The sequence below is a fragment of the Pseudonocardia bannensis genome (genome assembly GCF_012911875.1).
Taxonomy (GTDB): Bacteria; Actinomycetota; Actinomycetes; order Mycobacteriales; family Pseudonocardiaceae; genus Pseudonocardia; species Pseudonocardia bannensis.
Genome location: NZ_JAAXKZ010000018.1, coordinates 1 through 15,686, shown reverse-complemented (window position 1 = coordinate 15,686; position 15,686 = coordinate 1). Strand labels below are relative to the sequence as shown.

At 64.5% G+C, this 15,686-nt stretch carries 10 protein-coding genes; all 10 read left to right on the top strand.

Translation table 11 applies throughout. From position 1 onward, the window contains the following. The first annotated feature begins 416 nt into the window (after nucleotides 1-416). The gene (locus HF519_RS07530) at nucleotides 417-1,211 is read left to right on the top strand and encodes a hypothetical protein (protein ID WP_169411483.1); all 795 of its coding nucleotides are present in this window, start codon (nucleotides 417-419) and stop codon (nucleotides 1,209-1,211) included. Between the two features lie 114 nt (nucleotides 1,212-1,325). Next, complete coding sequence (locus HF519_RS33515; RefSeq protein ID WP_438826384.1) at nucleotides 1,326-1,727, top strand: IS5 family transposase; 402 nt, start codon at nucleotides 1,326-1,328, stop codon at nucleotides 1,725-1,727. A 41-nt stretch (nucleotides 1,728-1,768) separates the two neighbouring features. Continuing rightward, nucleotides 1,769-2,467 (top strand): tyrosine-type recombinase/integrase, encoded by a 699-nt coding sequence (locus HF519_RS33510; protein WP_438826383.1) that lies wholly within the window; start codon nucleotides 1,769-1,771, stop codon nucleotides 2,465-2,467. 472 nt (nucleotides 2,468-2,939) lie between these two features. Next, complete coding sequence (locus HF519_RS07520; protein ID WP_211169674.1) at nucleotides 2,940-4,115, top strand: protein kinase family protein; 1,176 nt, start codon at nucleotides 2,940-2,942, stop codon at nucleotides 4,113-4,115. Nucleotides 4,116-4,933: 818 nt separating this feature from the next. Continuing rightward, complete coding sequence (locus HF519_RS07515; RefSeq protein ID WP_211169673.1) at nucleotides 4,934-7,711, top strand: type I restriction endonuclease subunit R; 2,778 nt, start codon at nucleotides 4,934-4,936, stop codon at nucleotides 7,709-7,711. Beyond that, nucleotides 7,708-9,030, top strand: a complete 1,323-nt coding sequence (locus HF519_RS32730) for a restriction endonuclease subunit S (RefSeq protein ID WP_169411479.1) — start codon at nucleotides 7,708-7,710, stop codon at nucleotides 9,028-9,030. The genes HF519_RS07515 and HF519_RS32730 overlap by 4 nt, the downstream gene beginning before the upstream one ends. A gap of 82 nt (nucleotides 9,031-9,112) precedes the next feature. After that, nucleotides 9,113-9,988 carry a GIY-YIG nuclease family protein gene (locus HF519_RS07500; RefSeq protein ID WP_211169672.1) on the top strand — a complete coding sequence of 292 codons (876 nt, stop codon included), beginning with the start codon at nucleotides 9,113-9,115 and terminating at the stop codon, nucleotides 9,986-9,988. 31 nt (nucleotides 9,989-10,019) lie between these two features. Then, nucleotides 10,020-11,507, top strand: a complete 1,488-nt coding sequence (locus tag HF519_RS07495) for a type I restriction-modification system subunit M (protein WP_211169671.1) — start codon at nucleotides 10,020-10,022, stop codon at nucleotides 11,505-11,507. A gap of 1,029 nt (nucleotides 11,508-12,536) precedes the next feature. After that, a complete protein-coding gene (locus HF519_RS07490) occupies nucleotides 12,537-15,026 on the top strand; it encodes a DEAD/DEAH box helicase (protein ID WP_169411475.1) in 2,490 nt (829 codons plus the stop codon). Between the two features lie 361 nt (nucleotides 15,027-15,387). Beyond that, nucleotides 15,388-15,686 (top strand): transposase (locus tag HF519_RS07485; protein ID WP_169411556.1); only part of this gene is annotated, 299 nt, incomplete at its 3' end.

Sequence of the window (15,686 nt, the reverse complement as noted above, 5' to 3'; positions counted from 1 at the left end):
GCGAGTGATTGCCACCGAAAGTGCAACCAGCCAGAGCGGCCCAGAGGGCAACCTACCGAGGCTGTCGGTCCTGATCGGGGCCACGCTGGCCCGGTCCGTGTGGGCGAGGTGTGGACTGCGGGCGTTAGGCCCGCGATCACCGGGAGACCCGGTGGACGCACAACCCGCCGCGAACCAGATCGGCTGTGGCGGCATCCAAGTGCGTCGACTCCTCACTGGTGGCCAGCGGACATCGGGCATGCCCTCATCAAATCTTGACGACTCCTGCTAACGATCGAGTGGGCTGCTGCGCTGGAGGGGCCTCACGTTCGCGCACGCGTCTCAGCAGGCCACGCAGGTGCTCGGTAACGCGGGTCGAGGCCCGCGCGATCACACAGCGACACTCGCTGCCGCTGCAAACCCCAGGACCGCCCCTCATGGCCGATCAGCACGGACCGATCAACGTCAACGTCAACGTCAACCAGGTCAACACCCAGACCCAGCACGGACAGTCGCAGAACACCAGCGGATGTCTCGGCTGCCTGGGCATCATCGGTGTGCTGATGGTGGTCGGATTCATCGGTAAGGCTTTCGAGGCGTCGCCGGTGCTGGGCAGCCTGCTGGTCGCCGTCATCGTGATCGGCGTGGTGGGCGTGATCGTCGGGAAGGTCAACGCAGCGCAGGCGGAAAAGCGAGCAGCCGCCGCTAAGCAAGCCGCCGAGGCCCGCGCCGCACAGCTCCGCGCAGACATCGAGTCCAGGGCTGCTGTGGACGCGATCGGCGGCTGCATGTGGTGCGGCCACCCCGGGCCGCACCGTGCAGAGAACGGACACGCGGTCCACCCACGCGACTGGCACGCCCTCGAAGTTGAGGAAGCCATCCGCATGGCGATCGGGGGCACCGCCGCACCGGCGCCGTCCACCCCGCCGAGCCACTCGATTCCTCCCCAGCAGCAACCGCCGCAACCCACTGGCCCAGGCGCGGCGGCGCCACCGCCACAACCGCCCGCGCGCAGCACACAGCGCTCGCTGCACATCCGCCGCCCACAACGACACGACCGCGACGCCGAGCTGCTGAACCAGCTGCGCTATGACGACTCAGGTGAGTGCCTTTGGTGCGGTTCCCCCACCGAGCACCGCAGCGACACCGGACGGATCGTTCACCCTGCGAAATTCCACAAGGCCGAGTACGAGGCAGAGCGCGACGCGGGTGGCGCATCGACGGGAACGTAGGTGAGACGTCCACGGTTGGGCCCTGCTGCCCGAGGTCGTTGCTACTTGGGGCGTGTCCTGTAAGGGGTCTGACCTGGTCTCGGTGATCATGTTTTGGTGGTGGGACGTGGTGAGTTGACGGAGAAGTCATGGGCCCGGATCGAGCCGCTGCTGCCGCCGGTCGAGAGCGGGGGTCGGCGGTGGCGAGACCACCGACAGGTGATCAACGCGATCCTGTGGAAGCTGCGCACCGGCGCCCCGTGGCGCGACCTGCCCGAGCGCTACGGACCCTGGAAGACCGCGCATGAACGCCTGCGGATCTGGACCGCGGACGGCACCTGGGAACGCATCCTCGACCAGGTCATCGTCAAGGACGACTCCGTCGGGAACGTGGAGTGGACTTTCAGCGTCGATTCCAGCAGCGTCCGGGCCCACCAGCACTCCGCCGGGGCCCGGAAAAAAGGGGCTGCACCACCGGGTGGATCGAAGCCCTCGCCGTCGACGGAGAAGCCCTCGGACGGTCCCGCGGAGGCCTGACCAGCAAGATCCACCTCGCCGTCGACGGGCGCGGACTGCCGATGTCGGTGATCCTGACCCCCGGCCAGGCCGGGGACAACCCGCAACTACTCCCGCTGCTCGACCAGATCTCGGTCGGCCGTGACGGACCTGGCCGACCCCGCAAACGCCCCGACCGGGTCCTGGCCGACAAGGCCTACTCCCACCCCTCCACCCGGAGGGCGATGCGCGCACGCGGGATCGCGTTCACCAGCCCGGAGAAGAGCGACCAGATCACGCGCCGCCAAGCGAAGGGCTCCCGCGGCGGCCGCCCACCAGCCTTCGATCCCGACCGCTACGCCAACCGCAACGTCGTCGAACGCTGCTTCAAGCGCACCGTGACGCTGCCGGCCGCGATCCTCCCGGAGATCCGCGAGCACCTCCGTTTGTACGCGGAACCCGGCCCAGACGGGTTGCTGTTCGTCGGCCCCAAGGGGGCGTCGCCGCGCCGCAGTTCGTTCAACCGGATCTGGAAGCAGGCGATTCGGAACGCGAGCGCGAATCCGCTGCTACACCTGCACGACCTGCGCCACACGGGCGGCACGCTGGCCGCGCAGACAGGCGCGACACTGCGCGAGGTGATGTCCCGGATCGGCCACGGCAGCACCCGGGCGGCACTGATCTACCAGCACGCAACGAGCGAGCGGGACCGCAGGATTGCCGAGGCTTTGGACCTGATGATCCGCGAGGCGCGGGCCGCCGGAGAGGAGGCGGCAGGGTGAGCCGCGCGGGCTGAACTGGCACGAATCTGGCACGAACGCGAACGACGCCCCCTCCCATGATCGAGAGAGGCCGTCGTTCTCGCTGGTCAACCAGGTGGAGCGGGCGACGGGAATCGAACCCGCGTAGCCAGTTTGGAAGGCAGTCGTGCGGCGTGGTCCAGGGCCTCTACCAGCAACTTTGGCCACAGCCTCGGCACCCCTAGCATCAACGAAAGCCCCGCCAGACTGGGTTTCGTGTCACATGGCGTGTCACGACCGCGTCAATTCAGCTCTACGACGCACCCAGCGATCTCGTTGCATCGAGCCCGCGCCTGCCACTACCGCCGCCGCGGCGAATCACCACCCGACTGATCAACTGCCGTTACAGTACTAGAACGATATCGTCGGAGCTTTGAGCGACCGTGTCGCGCGGCCATGAGTCGGTGCAGTGCTGTGTCGGGGATGAGCGAAGCGCGAGGGAGGGCTACAGGACGTGGCTGATCGTGTGGAGTTGATGCTCGGTGACCTCAGGGACAAGTACGCGAAGGAGCCCGTGTCGGACACTTTCACGCGGTTGTACACCGACGACGAGCGGTTCGGGCGGGTATTCGCAAGCCTACATGAGAAGTTGAACGAGCACTTTACTGCAATTAACGACAGAGCAAGGTCCACTCGCCATTACTGGGCCGACAATAGCCGGGCGTTGATAGCATTAATCGACGAGCTGTCTGAGACCATCGAAACATTGCGCCGAATCGGACTTGACGTCTCATTCCGCAAAGACTATGAGGCCGCTGTACGACGGTGCAGGCCGTGGCTCTCAACAGGCGGCGGCAGTACAGTACCCGAAGATTTCGAGCCCATCGAGATTGTCAAGTACGAGCCGGTTTTCCTCCGATCCGAGACGACGATAAAGCTAAAGAAGCAGAGCCGAGCTGTGAGACTTCAACTGATAGGCGAGGGTTCGTACGCACAGGTTTTCTCCTTTGTTGACCCTGATTATGGAAACACGATCGCGGTTAAACGTGCCAAGAAAGGCCTCGACGCGCGCGACTTGCACCGGTTTAGAGAAGAGTTCAATATCCTAAAGCGACTTAGCTTTCCATATGTCGTTGAAGTCTATCGCTACGACGAAGCTCGCGACGAGTACACGATGGAGTTCTGCCACGAAACACTTCGGAAGTACATTGCAAAGCGGAACAACCACCTGAGCTTCGCTACTCGTAAGCGGATCGCGCTCCAGTTCCTCTACGGGGTAAGCTACATTCACGGCCAGAAGTTGCTTCACCGCGACCTCAGCCTGCAAAACGTCCTCTTGAAAGTCTATGCGAGCAAGGCGGTATTGGTCAAACTCTCCGATTTCGGACTGGCGAAAGACCATTCGTCGGAGTTCACTCGATCAAGGACTGAGATGCGCGGAACGATACTTGATCCGATGCTCGCAAGTTTCAAGAAGTACGACGTCCTCAACGAGATTTACTCAATCGGCTGGGTGCTCTCGTACATCTTCACTGGCAAGGATTCACTACCACGCACCGACACGGACGAGATAAGTCGGATTGTTCGCAAGTGCACCACGAATGAGGTTGAGCAGCGCTACCCGGATGCTCACTCAATCATCGTTGATGTTGAACGACTTGAATCTGCCCCGGCAGAGGCCACAGCCTGACGACCGCTGCGCACCTCGGTTGAAGGCAGGCCGTTGCGGGCCGGTCTTGTGCCAGTCGGCTGCCGGTATCGGGAGGCGAGCCCGATGGCGGGCCGGCTGTTACCGATTCTGCCACTAGTTCCCGTGCCCCCGGATGCCTCCGCGACGGCGGCTGACTCGCCCAACGCAGAAGCGGGAACCTTCCAATGACGGCGGCCACCGCCTCACGTCAGCCATAGCGCTGGCTTTGGGTCGCCGGCCCCGACTACTACCTCAACGAGGAAGGCCAAGACCGCCAGAATTCGAGCCCGGCGCGGGCTTCGTCGCCGGCGGCTGGTGGACCTGTGCACCCACCACACGCACCTGCGACCTCGCACTGCTCTACCGATCCCGAGTACGCAAAGACATCTCTCACCTCATCGTCGCCCGCACCGACGCCGTACCCCTCGACCTGCCCGGTCGCCAGTTCCACGGCAAGCCGGTCTGCACCTACGACGTCATCGCAAAGTTCGCCCGCCCCGTCACCTTCGACGCCATCCGCAACGACTCCGTCCTCGGCGACTGGGCCGAGACGCGACGCAAGTTCGTCCGCAGCGCCGTGCCCGTCCCCGACGCGCAGTGGCAGCGATTCTTCGAGCTCGCCGGTGTCGACCGGGAAGCACTCGAAGGCACTTGCATGGCCCGCGCGGCCCTGAGCGCCCGGCGAACCGGCACCGCTCGACCCCTAACCGACTGGCGGCCAGAGTGGGCGCCAGCATCGACGTACGACCACAATCGTGATCTCACACTAGGTCACCAGAGGTAACGAGCGGACCACGGATGTGGAATCCTCACCCGTGATGGCGCCCCAGGTTGACGCAGGCCGGCTCGCTGCAGAGCAGCGCGCACGCCTGCTCATCGACCGCCAGCTCACGGCCGCAGGCTGGGCAGTGCAGGACAAGAAGGACCTGAACCTGTTCGCCGCGCAGGGCGTCGCTGTGCGCGAGATCGTCATGAAGGCTGGCCACGGGCGAGTCGACTACCTGCTGTACGTCGACAAGAAGGCGGTCGGTGTTATCGAGGCTAAGCCCGAGGGAACCACCCTGAGCGGGGTCGAGTGGCAGTCGACCATGTACGCCGACGGACTCCCCGCTGATGTCCGGCTCAAGGCAGTGCTGCGCGACGGTCGGCTCCCGTTCATATTCGAGGCCTCTGGCTCGGAGACGCACTTCACCAATGGGTTCGACCCCGAGTCGAGGGCCCGCCGTCTGTTCAGCTTCCCGAGGCCCGCGACGCTGGCCCGGATCCTCCGCGAAGCCGACGCGGATCCAGAGCACCCGACATGGCGAGCGAAGGTCCGTCACCTGCCAGCGCTCGACGAGGCACCGTTGCGCCCCGCGCAGATTACCGCCATCAAGGGTGTGGAGAAGAGCCTCGGCGACCAGCACTTCAGCCGCAGCCTCATCCAGATGGCCACCGGCGCCGGCAAGACCTACACAGCGGTGACCCTGTCTTATCGCCTTCTCAAGTGGGGCGGCTTCGGCCGGGTCCTGTTCCTGGTCGACCGCAACAACCTGGCCGATCAGACGCTGGCCGAGTTCCAGAACTACCGCACGCCCGGCGAGAACCGCCGATTCACGGAGCTGTACAACGTCGACAAGGTCCGACGAGCGGGGATGGCCGATTCGACGAAAATCGCGGTCTCTACCATCCAGCGCGTCTTCATGGCGCTACGCGGCGAGGACGTCGCTGACGTCGACGACCAGAGCATCGACACGTACGTCCCCGATAAGCCTGTCGACGTGGTCTACAGGCCGGATCTTCCGCCCGAGGCCTTCGACTTGATCATCGTCGACGAGGCGCACCGCTCCATCTACGGGGTTTGGCGGCGCGTGCTGGAGTACTTCGACGCTCACATCGTCGGGCTGACTGCCACGCCCGGCAAACAGACCTTCGGCTTCTTCCAGCAGAACCTCGTCTCCGAGTACACCTACCCCGAGTCTGTCGCCGATGGCGTCAACGTCGACTTCGACCTCTATCGCATCCGCACGCAGATCACCGAGCAGGGCTCCACGATCGAGGCTGGCACGATCGTGCCCAAGGTCGACCGACGTACCCGCAAGCAGCGCCTGGAAGCCCTCGACGACGACCTCGACTACACCAACACCCAGCTCGACCGCGCTGTCACCAGCAAGAGCCAGATCCGGACCGTTCTCGAGACGTTCCGCGACAAGCTGTTCACCGAGATCTTCCCCGGCCGCTCCACCGTGCCCAAGACGCTGATCTTCGCGAAGGACGACGCCCACGCCGAGGAAATCGTCACGACCGTGCGGGAGGTCTTCGGCAAGGGCAACGACTTCGCCGCGAAGATCACCTACAGCGCCGCCAACCCGAAGGCACAGCTGCAGACGTTCCGCACATCGCCGACGCTGCGCATCGCCGTCACCGTCGACATGATCGCAACCGGCACCGATGTCCGTCCGCTGGAGTGCGTGTTCTTCATGCGCGACGTCCGCTCCGCCCAGTACTTCGAGCAGATGAAGGGACGCGGGGCCCGGACGATCTCCCCCGCGGACTTCCAAAGCGTCACACCCGACGCCGAGGTCAAGACCCGCTTCGTGCTCATCGACGCGATCGGAGTCACCGAGCACCCGTTCGTCCAGCCACCGCTCAACCGCGAAAAGACCGTCCCGCTCAAGAAGCTGCTCGACAAGGCCGCCAACCTCACCCTCACCGAGGACGATGCCGCCACGCTCGCATCACGCCTGGCCAAGCTGGAGCTCGAGCTAACCCCCGCCGAGCGGACCGAACTCGACGATGTAGCCGGCACTCCCATTAAGAACGTCGTCCGCGGGCTCGTCGAGGCCGTGGACCCCGACCACCAGGCGAAAGCCGTCGAAGGCGCCGAGGACCCAGCCGCGGCGATACGTGCGCTCATCGAGAAGGCCGTCGAACCCGTCGCCGCCAATCCGGAGCTGCGCAACCGCATCATCGAGCTGCGCCGCACCCACGACCGCGTAGTCGACGAGGTCAGCGTCGACACCCTCCTCGACGCCCACGGCGTCGTCGACACCGACCGTGCACAGACGACCGTCGAGTCCTGGAAGGCCTACCTCGATGAACATCGCGACGAGATCACCGCGATCCAGCTCATGGGCGAGGCCCGTGACCGCCGCGTCGCGTACGACGACCTGCAAGAGCTGGCCGACCGCATCGCTCGCCCGCCCCGCAACTGGACGCCCGACCTCATCTGGAACGCCTACCTCGCCATCGACGTCACCCACAAGCACGGCGCAAGCCCACAGGCCCGCACTCGCCGATCGCTCACCGACCTCGTCTCCTTGCTGCGCTACACCCTCGGCGCAGACGACCAACTCGTCCCCTACGCCGACCGCGTCAGGGAGAAGTACGTGAGCTGGCTCACCCAGCAAGAACAAGCGGGCGTGCACTTCACCGACACCGAGAGGTGGTGGCTCGACCGCATGGTCTCCGTCATCGCTTCCTCCGCCGGCATCAGCCCCGATGACCTCGACGAAGCGCCCTTCACCGAGCGCGGCGGCATCGACGGCGCCCTTCGTGACCTCGGGGACCGCGCCGCCGACATCATCGACGAATTGAATAAGGAGCTGACTGCGTGAAGTGGCCCGTAGTCAAGTTGGGAGATGTCGCTGAAACAGCGCTCGGCAGGATGCTCGATCGCGGTAGGTCAAACGGGTATCCGGAGGTGCCCTACCTTCGGAACATCAATGTTCAGTGGGGCCGCATCGACACTGCGGACCTACTGACTATGGAGCTCCCTGACGAACTACGTGATCGCTTCGAAGTAAGAACCGGTGATCTACTGGTCTGCGAGGGGGGAGAAATCGGGCGGGCGGCAGTGTGGTCAGGCAGTGGCACATACGTGGCCTACCAAAAGGCACTTCACCGGGTTCGTCCGAGTGCGGACCTCGATAACCGCTACCTCCGGTATTTGCTGGAACACCACGCAAACAACGGCGTCCTAACTCGACTGGCCACCGGGTCAACTATTGCGCATCTGCCACAGCAGAAACTTCGCGAGGTGCCAGTTCCTCTTGCGCCGATCGATCGTCAACGCCACATCGTTGACACCCTGGAAAGCCACCTCTCCCACCTCGACTCGGCAACTGCAACGCTCTCCCGGGCGAAGTCCGCAACGCGAGCGATGATGCGATCGATTCTGCAAGTCGGACTCCGAGGCGAACTGGTCGACGATGACTTGTCCGAAGGGACGGGTGCCGATCTTGTCGGTGACCGTACCAACTTCACGCCGTCGGGCGACGACCGAGTATGGCCAGTGCCGGAGACATGGAGGTGGGCTCGACTAGGGGACTTATTCGAGGTCAGCGTTGGCGCAACACCGTCCCGCTCGGTACCGGAATTGTGGGCGGGAGACCTTCCCTGGGTTTCGAGTGGTGAAGTTTCGTTTGGGCGCATTTCCTCGACGCGGGAGCACATCACACGATCTGCGGCGGGAAATCCGCGAACCCGTATCCACCCGCCGGGCACAGTGATGCTCGCGATGATCGGGGAAGGAAAGACTCGTGGTCAAGCTGCGATCCTAGACGTCGAGGCAGCACACAATCAGAACTGTGCGTCGATTCGCGTGTCGGGAACGAAGATCCTCCCGGAGTACGTCTACGCCTACCTTGAGGAACGGTACTTCGAGACCCGGCGTGGAGGTTCAGGTGGACAGCAACTAGCCTTAAACAAGGCCACCATCAAACGGTTCGCGATGCCAATTGCCCCACTCGCAACACAACGTCGAATGATTCAAGTGTGGAACTCGGTGCGCGACAAGGCCAATCGATTGACCAACGAGCTCGATCTCGCCCAAGCTCGGAGCGACGGTCTCCGTAAGGCACTTCTCGCAGCAGCATTCTCCGGGAATCTAACCGGCGACAACGCGCAGGATCGTGAAGTGGCAGCCACTTCGTGACCGCGAAATGCGGAGGTTTGCTGAGCGCACTTTATGCACCGCCGCGGGCGGAGTACGCCCTATGACCGGGAAGCAAATAAAGTTGTTCTTGGTCGACGGCACGCCGGGCGGTTTGACAACGGCAGAGATCACGAACTGGACCGGCCACGTAGTGAGCGCGTCGCGCTCCGACCTAGGAAAACTCTTGTCCCGCGACGAGGCGCAGCGTACCGGCGTCTACTTCCTGCTCGGCGGTGACGAGCTGGGCGAAACGCTCTGCTACATCGGCGAATCCGACATCGTCGGGGATCGGCTCAAACAACACGTCGCCGGAAAGGATTTCTGGGACCGCGTCGTCGTCGTCACATCGAAGGACGCGAACATCACAAAAGCACACGGCCGCTATCTGGAGTCGCGGCTGATCGCGCTGGCGAAGAAAGCCGGCCGGGTGGACCTAGCGAACGACAAGGAGCCCGAGGTCCCGAAACTGCCGGAGGCCGATGTCTCCGACATGGACGAGTTCGTGGCCCACTTGCAGATCGTACTGCCGGTGTTGGGCGTGAACGCGATCCGTGTCAAACCGTCCCCAAAGGCACCTGTCGAGCCCCAGGAGTCCCCCGTCTTCCGGCTGATCAATGCCAAGGCGCAGGTCGACGCCCGCGCCCAGCAAGTCGACGGCGAGTTCACCGTGCTCGCTGGCTCGGCGGTCGTCGCCGTTTTCCCGCCCGTGAACCCAAAACACTTGCCCAGCACGGCAAAGCAGCACGCGGCACGACAGGCCGAACACGAGCGTCTGCTCGCCGACGGATCGATCACTGCCGAGGGTGGAGTCGGCCGGGTCGCCCGGGACATCGTCTTCAAGTCGCCCTCCGCCGCAGGAGCCCTCGTTCAGGGACGGGCGTCGTGCAACGGCCGCACCAACTGGGTCTCCAGCGAAGGCCAGACCTTCGGCGCATGGGAGAGCCGTGGTGTCGACTGAGCCGTCGGAGCACGGTGCCACACTGCTCCGCATGTCCGTGGAGTCCCGCCGTCTGGTCGACAAGATCTGGTCGTACTGCAACGTCCTGCGTGACGACGGCGTCGGTGTCATCGAGTACACCGAGCAGCTGACCTACCTGCTGTTTCTCAAGATGGCGCACGAGCGGGCCACTCGGAAGCTCAAGCCGCAGCAGATCGTCCCCGAGGAGTACTCGTGGCAGCGTCTCCTTGACGCCGAGGGCACAGACCTAGAAGTGATCTACACCGAGATCCTCGTCGGGTTGGCCGAGCAGCCGGGCACGCTCGGCACGATCTTCCGCAAGGCACAAAACCGCGTGCAGGACCCGGCCAAGCTCAAGCGCCTCATCGTCGACTTGATCGACAAGGAGAACTGGTCAGCCTCCGGGACCGACCTCAAGGGCGACGCCTACGAGCAGCTGCTCGCCAAGGGGGCCTCCGACAAGGGCTCCGGCGCCGGCCAATACTTCACCCCTCGGGACCTGATCGCCGGGATCGTCGACGTCATCCAGCCCACGGCCGACGACACCGTCGTCGACCCGGCATGTGGTACGGGCGGGTTCCTCCTCGTCGCCCACGAACGCGCAGCGGAGGGCTCCGAACAGTTCACACCGCTACAGCGACTGAGCCTGCGCGACGAGTTCGCCACCGGCTACGAACTCGTCGACGGCACCGCCCGGCTCGCCGCAATGAACCTGCTCCTGCACGGCATCGGGACACCCGACGGCGACTCGCTGATCGACGTCCGTGACGCTCTCATCGCCGACCCCGGGCGACGCTGGTCCGTCGTCCTGTCGAACCCGCCGTTCGGCCGCAAGTCCTCGCTCACCATGATCGGCGCCGACGGGCGCGAGGTTCGCGAGGACAGGGAGATCGAGCGCCAGGACTTCGTGGTCACGACCTCGAACAAGCAGCTCAACTTCCTGCAGCACATCATGACCATCCTCGACATCAACGGTCGCGCAGCCGTCGTGCTGCCCGACAACGTGCTCTTCGAAGGCGGCGCAGGCGAGACCCTCCGCCGCAAGCTGCTCGCCGACTTCGACCTGCACACGATGCTGCGGCTCCCGACCGGCGTGTTCTACGCCCAGGGCGTGAAGGCCAACGTGCTGTTCTTCGACAAGAAGCCCGCCTCCGAGCAACCGTGGACTCAGCGACTCTGGGTGTACGACCTGCGCACGAACCAGCACTTCACGCTCAAGCAGAACCCGCTGCGCCGCCACCACCTCGACGAGTTCGTCGATGGGTACCTACCGGGGAAGCCGCGCGACGAGCGCACTGAGTCGGAACGGTGGAAGGCCTTCACCTACGACGAGCTCGTCAGCCGCGACAAGGTGAACCTCGACATCACGTGGCTCCGCGACGAGTCACTCGAAGACACCGACAACCTCCCCGCACCCGCGATCATCGCCCGAGAGATCGTCGAAGACCTCACCTCCGCCCTCGCCGAGTTCGAGGCCGTCGCCGCTGCTCTCGAAGGGCAGCTGAACGGCGAACGATAGGTGTCGCTCGCCCTGTCCGACACGTGGCTCAGTTCCTGCGGAATCATCACGGTGGTACTGCGGCTCCTGCCGTCCAGCTGCCAATCACCCCACGAGATGAACGAGCTCGGGGAACAGACAGGGAGCTCGTCGAGGCGCGGAGTCACGACCTCGCCGTTCTGGTCGATCCCAGGCCACACGATCACGGGCACGCCGCCGAGGTCGAGGCAGTACTCCTGTCGCGCGGCTTCACGTGAGACCAGCCCCTTCTAGCTCCCCGTGCGCCATGCTGACTGCAGCAGACCAGTGCTCGCCCTCACCGCAAGACGTCCCGCGCTACTACGCGAGTCTCGGCGCCGTCGCTGGCTAACGGCCCCACTTAGGTCGAACAGCTCGACACGGTGAGACCCGACGCGCCGTCTGACCGAGCGCGCTACGAGCGGAGTGTCCGCCGTCGACCGATGCCCCGCGTCAGCTGCACAGCTCAGGCGGGATGGTGGAGTCCTTCGGCTGGTACTCGATGATCCTGCCCTCGGTCTCGAAGATGGTTCTCGCGCATCAAGGTCATGCTCCCGGCGACGTAGCCGCGGACCCGCCGGCGTCGGACGGGATGAAGCCCGCGTCCCACTCGCGGGAGTCGAACGTCGTGAACCGGCCTCCGCAGTGGGCGAAGACCGAAAATTTTCGTCACTGGTCGCAGGGTGCACAGGCGGTGCATCCGTGCACGTCAGCGGTCACACCGTGCACGTGCGGAGTCAGCGGTTCTTCATTTGAGGCCACGAGGCCACGACGCCCTCGATGGCGCTGCTACCGCGACCTGCCCCATCTACCCGGACCGGGCCAACTGAAGCCTGGACAGTCCCGAACGCGTGGAAATGAACGTCGGAGTCGAGCACCGACGCTCTTCCAGGAACTTCGCCCGGGATCGGGCAGGTCCTACCCGCGAGGATGACTTTCTGTCGCTGCCACTACACTCTCTGGAGTGAGGCGTGGGTCACGGGAGGCCTTGGTCTGGCGCCACGTGACAACTCGATGGGGGCTCACTACTTCATGGACTTCGGCAAGCTGCTCGACGGGCCGGACACTGCTGCTCCGACTCATCCTCGTGAGCTATACGAGGCGTTGCCCGACAAGGAGCCCGGCTACGGTTACCTGAGGCTCGTCCAAGGCGAGGTGCTGGAAGCGTGGCACGCCCGCCGTGCGGAGCGGGATTTGGTTGTCAAGGTGAACACCGGTGGCGGTAAGACCATCGACGGTCTGGTCATCCTGCAGAGCCTTCTCAACGAGGACCTCGGCCCGGCGCTCTACGTGGCGCCCGGCAAGCAGTTGGTCAGCCAGGTCATCGAGGAAGCGAAACGTATCGGCATTCAAACCGTGGAGGATCCCGACGATCCGGCGTACACCAGTGGCAGGGCTATCGCCGTGGTGAACGCCTCAAAGCTGGTCAACGGCAAGACTGTCTTTTCTAACCGAAGGCCGAGCCGCCAGCCAGCCCCCATTGGAAGCGTCGTGATCGATGACGCGCACGCCGCCCTGGCGACGGTTCGCGAGAACCTGTCGATCAGGCTTGGGCGGGAGCACAAGGCGTACGGGCAGCTGCTGGCCTTGTTCCGGAGTGATCTGGACCAGGCGTCGCCGACCGAGCTGCTGGACATCGACGACGAGAGCTACGGCGCCCTAAGCGAGGTCCCGTTTTGGGCATGGCAAAGCAAGATCGCGACGGCTCGTGCCGAGCTGCACAAGCACCAGGACACCGAACAGCTCCGGTACGTCTGGCCCGCAGTGAAGGATGTGCTGGAACTCTGCCGTGTCGTCTTCACCGGCATGGAAGTGACGATCACACCGCCTTGCCCGCCGATCAGCCACATCACCGAGTTCGCAGACGCCAAGAGGCGCGTGTACCTAACGGCGACGCTGGCCGATGACAGCGTGTTAGTCGAGACGTTCGGCGCCAACCCGGAGAGTGTCCGGAAGCCCATCGCGCCCCCGACGGCCGGAGACATCGGCGAGCGCATGATCCTCGCGCCTCAGGGCATCAACCCCGGCCTCATCGTCGAGGACGCCAAGGCGGAGATCGCCAGGCTGGCGATGAAGCACAATGTGGTCGTCCTGGCGCCGAGTAACGGCATGGCGAAGGACTGGGCACGGTTCGGCGCGCTCGTCGTCACGGACGGTAGCTCGCAGGTGGAGGAAGTCGTGAGGCAGCTTCGCAAAGACGACGAACACGTCGGCCTGGTTGCGTTCGCGAACCGCTATGACGGCATCGACCTGCCTGGCAAGGCCTGCCGCATCCTGGTGATGGACGGGCTGCCAGAGGCGAGGTCCGCAGAAGACCGGCTGGAGACCAAGCTCTTGCGCCAGTCCGGCACGGATGATCGGCAGATCCAGCGGATCGAGCAGGGCATGGGACGCGGAGTGCGCAGCAGCGAGGACCACTGCGTCGTCTTCCTCCTCGGCACCCGTCTTAACCACCTCGTGGTCGACCCGCGCTCCCTCGCCCGCTTCAGCCCGGCCACTCAGGCGCAACTCAAGCTCTCGCACCAGATGGCGAAGGAGATGGAGCGGTCGTCGATGGCGGAGATCATGAAGACCGCCAACCAGGCCCTTGAGCGGGACCCAACGTGGACGAAGCTGGCCAAGCGGGTTCTGTCGTCTGTCAGGCCGGCCCCAGGCAACGTGTCTGACCTCGCGATCGCCCGGCGTGCGGCCTTCGATGCAGCGGAGAAGGGCGACTACAAGACTGCAGCGGATGTGCTCGAAGCGGCAGAGCTCAAGGCACTATCAGCCCGGCAGGAGGGGTGGCTCCAGGCGCAGCGTGCGGCATACGTCAACCTGCTCGACCCCGCGAAGGCCCAACGCATCCTGGCGAGCGCGAAAGACAAGAACTCCGAGGTTATGCGCCCGCTGTCCGGCATTACCTACAAGAAGCTGGACTTCCAGACTGACCAAGCACGCCGCGCTTCCGACTTCTTGGAGAAGGAGTACGGGACCGCGGAGGAGCTGCGGCTCGCCTTCCAGGGCATCGTCAACGACCTCGTCTTCGATAAGGACAGGGCCCGGGTGGACGACTTCGAAGAGGCCATGCTGCAGCTCGCCCTGCACCTAGGTTTCGCCTCGCAACGACCGGACTTCGAGGCCAGGCGCGGCTCTGACATCCTGTGGGCGCTGGGTCCGTCGGAGTACTGGGTCATCGAAGCCAAGAGTGGGTCGAACACGCAGCGGATTCACAAGGACTGCGCCGACCAGCTCTCGGGACATATGAACTGGTTCCGAGAGCGTTACGGGGAGCTCGTAAAGGCCACCCCCGTCATGGTGCACAAGGCGTCTCGCATGCATGACGACGCCGCTGCGCCACAGCGCATGAAGGTGCTCGACGAGGCTGGCCTTCAAAGGTTCAAGGACGCCGTGATCGCTTTCTCCGCTGGTTTGGCTGCGGACCGTTGGGATAACCCCACCGCTTTGGCGTCACAGCTCGAGGGGCACGGCCTGAGAGCTGCTGATCTCGGCAATTACCTAAGGGACTTCATTCCAGCTCGTTAACCCAACTCACCCTTGACAGCAGCTCAATGCGCTCTGCATCTAGGCATCGGACCGCTCTCGGTGTGGTGAGGCCCGGGTTCGGATGCCACACCCCTGACCCCTCCCCCTGGTCGGTGACCTGACGCCGCGGGCCAGGAACCTTCCCCGATCCCGGCCCGCGACACCCGCACGCGCGGCGATGACCGCCCACTTTGCGCCGTCCTGGAAGGTGATCGCTGCGCGGCCACCGAAGGTGTCCCAGGACCGCTCCATCCCATCCGCCTCGGTCCCGCACCCACCCCTAGTAGGGCTTTGTTAGGTGTGTCGTTCCCGCTGATCCGGCGCTGCCTGTGATCTTGTTCGGGTCGTGACTCCGGAGGAGATGGCGCGGGTCCGCCCGCGGCTGGAGGCGTTCGCGGCCGGGATGCTCGGTGGTCTGGCGCGGTCGGATCAGCGGGCCAAGGGCGAGCTGTATGTGCGTGGGTTGTTGCTGGACGGCAAACGCAAGTCGATGCAGCCGATGGCCGACCGCCTCGGTGTCGATCACCAGCAGTTGCAGCAGTTCGTCACGTCCTCGACCTGGGACTACGTCGAGGTTCGGGGTCGGCTGGCGCGGTGGGCGGGCGAGTTCATCGACCCACGCGCGTTCGTCATCGACGACACCGGTTTCCCGAAGGACGG